Genomic DNA, 4030 nt, shown 5'->3' with positions numbered 1-4030 from the left:
CCGGCACCGCCACCGCGCCCGCGTACAGACAGCCGAAGAAGCCCGCGATGTAGTCCAGCCCCGGCGGGTACAGCAGCAGCACGCGCTCGCCTTGCGCGCCGTGCTCACGCAGCGCCGAAGCAATCCTCCGCGCGCGCACGTCCAAATCGAACGCGCTCCAGACGGTCTCTTCGCCGCCGTCCTCTCCCAGGAAGGTGTAGAGCGGCGTGTGGGCGGAAGGCCCTTGGACAAGCTTCAGCAGGACGCCAGGAAGGGTTCGCGAGAAGTCGGGCACGGTAGGCTGTCCATGTGTCGATAAACGCGGACACTTAATAGCAGCCCGGATGCTCAACGCCGTAGGCACTCCCGGTGATGAAGCACGGGAGGCCCTCGACGCCAGCCCACTCGGGGAGCGGGGGCTCGCCGCGTCATCAAGCGCGGCGGAGCCCCTTCAACCACCCCATGAAACCTTTCTGCTTTGACACCCCCTGACACATCCAGTGCCACCTCCGGGGTGTCGCAGAGGGTGGGTTTCGTTACGCCTTGCCTGCTTCGCGGAGCGCCTTCGCCAGCAGCTCCGCCACCGTCTGCACCACAGGCTCGCGCAGCAGCGTGTAGTGGGTGCCCGGCAAGCGGTGCGACTCCAGCCGGTCTCCCACGAGCGCTGTCCAGCCGCCATCGCCCGTGCCCGTATCGTCCACCAGCTCATCCGCCTGGATGCGCAGTACCCGCTGATCCATCGCGGGCGGGTGGTAGCGCCGGGCCGCTTCGAGGTTGGCCTCGAAGACCTGGAAGAGGGCCGTGGCGTTCGCGGCCTCCACGCCGGGCGGCAGGGTGCCGGTGCGGGCCGCGGACTCCAAGACCTTCGCGAGCGCCGCTTCGGGCTCCAGGGTCGCCAGCTCCGCCGTGTCCACGTCCAGGTCCGCCAGGGACACGCCCATCAGGTCCTGCGCGAACATGCCCACCGCCAGCGTGCGGTCCAGGTTCGGCTCCGTGTCCGGCACGGTCTGCGGCACGTACGAGTCGATCATCGCCACCAGCTCCACCGCTTCACCCGCCTCGCGGAGTTGGTGCGCCATCTCGTAGGCGATGACGCCGCCCAGCGACCAGCCACCCAGGTGGTACGGGCCGTGGGGCTGGACCCCACGCACCACTCGCACGTAGCTGGCGGCCAGGGCCTCCACGGTGTCCAGCGGTTCGCCTTCACCGTCCAGGCCGCGGGCCTGGAGGCCGTAGAAGGGCTGATCCGGTCCCAACCTCCGAGCGAGCTCCGAGTAGGCCAGCACGTTGCCGCCCACCGGATGCACGCAGAAGAACGGCGGCGCACGGCCCGTGCCTTCCTTCGTGAAGGGCACCAACGGCGTGAAGGGCTTCGACACGTCCCCGGCCGCCAGCAACTCCGCGAACCGCTCCACGCTGGGAGCCTGGAAGAGGGTGGACAGCGGGAGCTTCTGGCCCGTCGCCCGGTTCACCGCCGCCATCAGCCGCACCGCCAGCAGCGAGTGCCCGCCCAGTTCGAAGAAGCTGGTGCGCACGTCCACGGAGGACACACCCAGCGCCTCCGCCCAGAGCGCCGCGATCCGGGCCTCGCCTTCATTCCGAGGGCCCACGGAGGTCTCGATGTTCGCCGGACCATCCGCTGGGACGGGCAGCGCCTTGCGGTCCACCTTGCCGTTCGGCGTCAGCGGCAGGACGGGCAGGGCGACGTAGGCCGCCGGCACCATGTACTCCGGCAGCGAGCGCTGGAGATGACTTCGGAGCGGAGCGGTGTCCACCTCCGGCGTCACGTAGGCCACCAGTCGCGGGAGGCCGGGGACATCCTCGCGCAGCAACACCGTCGCGTCGCGGACGCCCGGAGACGCACGCAGCGCGGCTTCGATTTCGCCCAGCTCGATGCGGTAGCCGCGCAGCTTCACCTGGAAGTCCAACCGGCCCAGGTACTCCAGCGTGCCATCCTGCATCCACCGGACCCGGTCGCCCGTGCGGTACATCCGCGCTCCGGGCTCCGTGCTGAAAGGGTGCGGGATGAAGCGCTCCGACGTGAGGTCCGGCCGGTTGCGGTAGCCGCGCGCCAGGCCCTCGCCCGCGATGTACAGCTCGCCCGGGACGCCCACGGACACGGGGTTCAGGTTCGCATCCAGGACGTACACGTCCATGTTCAGCAGCGGGCGCCCGATGACGGGCGTGGGCATGGGGCTGCCCTGGATGGCGGCGATGGTCGCGTTCACGGTGCACTCGGTCGGACCGTAGGCGTTGAAGGCCCAGGTCCGATCCGTCGCCGCGAGCGTGCGCCACGTCACCTCGTCCATCGCCTCGCCGCCGATGGAGCAGAGGCTCGGCACGTGATCGCGCTCCAGCAGGCCTGCCTCCAGTAGCAGCTGGTACTGCGACGGAGTGCAATCCAGCAGGTCGATGCGATGCTGCTCCACCCACGCGAGCATCGCCTCCGGATCCCGCCGCACGGCCTCCGGGACGAGGAACAAGCAGTGGCCGTCCAGCAGCAACGACAGCTGCTGCACCGACGCATCGAAGAAGTACGGTGCGTTCAGGCTTGCCCGCATCGGACGGGAGGCCCGGTGGAAGCAGGTCTCGTTCATCGCGTGCCGCAGGTGCGCCAGCGAGCGGTGCTGGATCATCACGCCCTTGGGCATGCCCGTGGAGCCCGACGTGTAGATGACGTACGCCAGATGCTCCGGCCGCACGCCCGAGCGCGGGTTGCCCGGGGAGGACGACTCGATGCGCCGCGCATCCGCGTCCAACCGCACCACGTGCCGCGCCGTTGGCTGCCATGCCGCCAGCTGCGTCTGCGTGGTCAGCAGCACGGCCGCGCCGCTGTTCTCCAGGATGAAGGCCTTGCGTGCTTCAGGGGCCGCCGGGTCGAGCGGCACGTACGCGCCCCCCGCCTTGAGGATGCCCAGGATGGCGACAATGGCCTCTGGCGAGCGCTCCAGGCAGAACGCCACCGGCACGTCCGGGCCCACGCCCAGGTTCCGCAGGGAGTGCGCCAATTGGTTCGCGCGCACGTTGAGCTGGTGGAACGACACGGACGTGTCACCCATCACCACGGCGGGTGCCTTGGGCGTGCGCGTCACCTGCTGTTCGAAGCGCGTGTGGAAGGGCACGTCCGCTTCGAACGGGGCCGTCTCGCCGCTCCACTCCTCCAGCACCCACTGGCGCTCCTCCGCCGTCAGCAGGGGCAGTGCGTCCAGCGCGGCGTCCGGCTTCGCGACCGCGCCCTCCAGCAGTTGGACGAGGTGCTCCGACAGCCTGCGGGCCGTGGCGGGTTCGAAGAGGTCCGTGCTGTAGGAGAGCACGCCCTCGAAGCCGCGCTCCGTGCGGCCCAGGCTCAGGTCCAGGTCGAACTTCGTCGTGGCCAGATCCACCTCCACCGGGCGAAGGGTCAACTCCGGCAGACGCACCTCCGTGTCCGGCAGGTTCTGGAGCGCGAAGAGGGACTGGATGAGCGGCGTGCGCGACAGGTCGCGCGGGGCGTGGACCGCCTCCACCAGGCGTTCGAAGGGGATGTCCTGATGCTCGTACGCGCCCAGCGTCGTGGTGCGCACCCGCGCCAGCAGCTCCCGGAACGACGGGCGTCCGTCGAACCGCGTGCGCAACACCAGCGTGTTCACGAAGAAGCCGATGAGGCCCTCCGTCTCCGCGTGGCGGCGGCCCGCGATGGGTGTACCCACCAGCAAATCATCCTGCCCGGAGTACCGGTGCAGCAGCGTCTGGAACGCCGCGAGCAGCACCATGAAGGGCGTGGCACCCTCCGCGTGAGCCAGCGTCTCCACCGCCTCACTCAAGGCTGGTGACAGGCGCACCGGGAAGGTGGCGCCCCTCGCGGAACGCTGCGGCGGACGCGGCTTGTCCGTGGGTAATGCCAGCGCCCGCGGGGCCCCGGCGAGCTGCTGCGTCCACCAGGCGAGCTGCGCGTCCAGCACCTCTCCCTGGAGCCAGCCGCGCTGCCAGACGGCGAAGTCCGGGTACTGCACCGGCAACGGAGTCAGCGGCGAGGGCTGGCCCTGCCGGAAGGCTTCGTAGAGCGCGGTGA

At 70.0% G+C, this 4030-nt stretch carries 2 protein-coding genes; both read right to left on the bottom strand.

Features of this window, described 5'->3' with window-relative positions; genetic code table 11:
• Positions 1 to 241: AMP-binding protein (locus D7X32_RS43510; RefSeq protein WP_439329054.1), on the bottom strand; the 241-nt coding region annotated here is incomplete at its 3' end.
• Positions 242 to 515: 274 nt separating this feature from the next.
• Positions 516 to 4030, bottom strand: a 3515-nt coding sequence (locus D7X32_RS43505) for a non-ribosomal peptide synthetase (protein ID WP_147450509.1), incomplete at its 5' end; no start/stop codon positions are given.

Origin of the sequence: Corallococcus carmarthensis, from assembly GCF_003611695.1 — a bacterium.
GTDB classification, from domain to species: Bacteria; Myxococcota; Myxococcia; order Myxococcales; family Myxococcaceae; genus Corallococcus; species Corallococcus carmarthensis.
The sequence above is the reverse complement of the archived record's forward strand: the minus strand, read 5'-3'. Positions and strand labels throughout refer to the sequence as shown.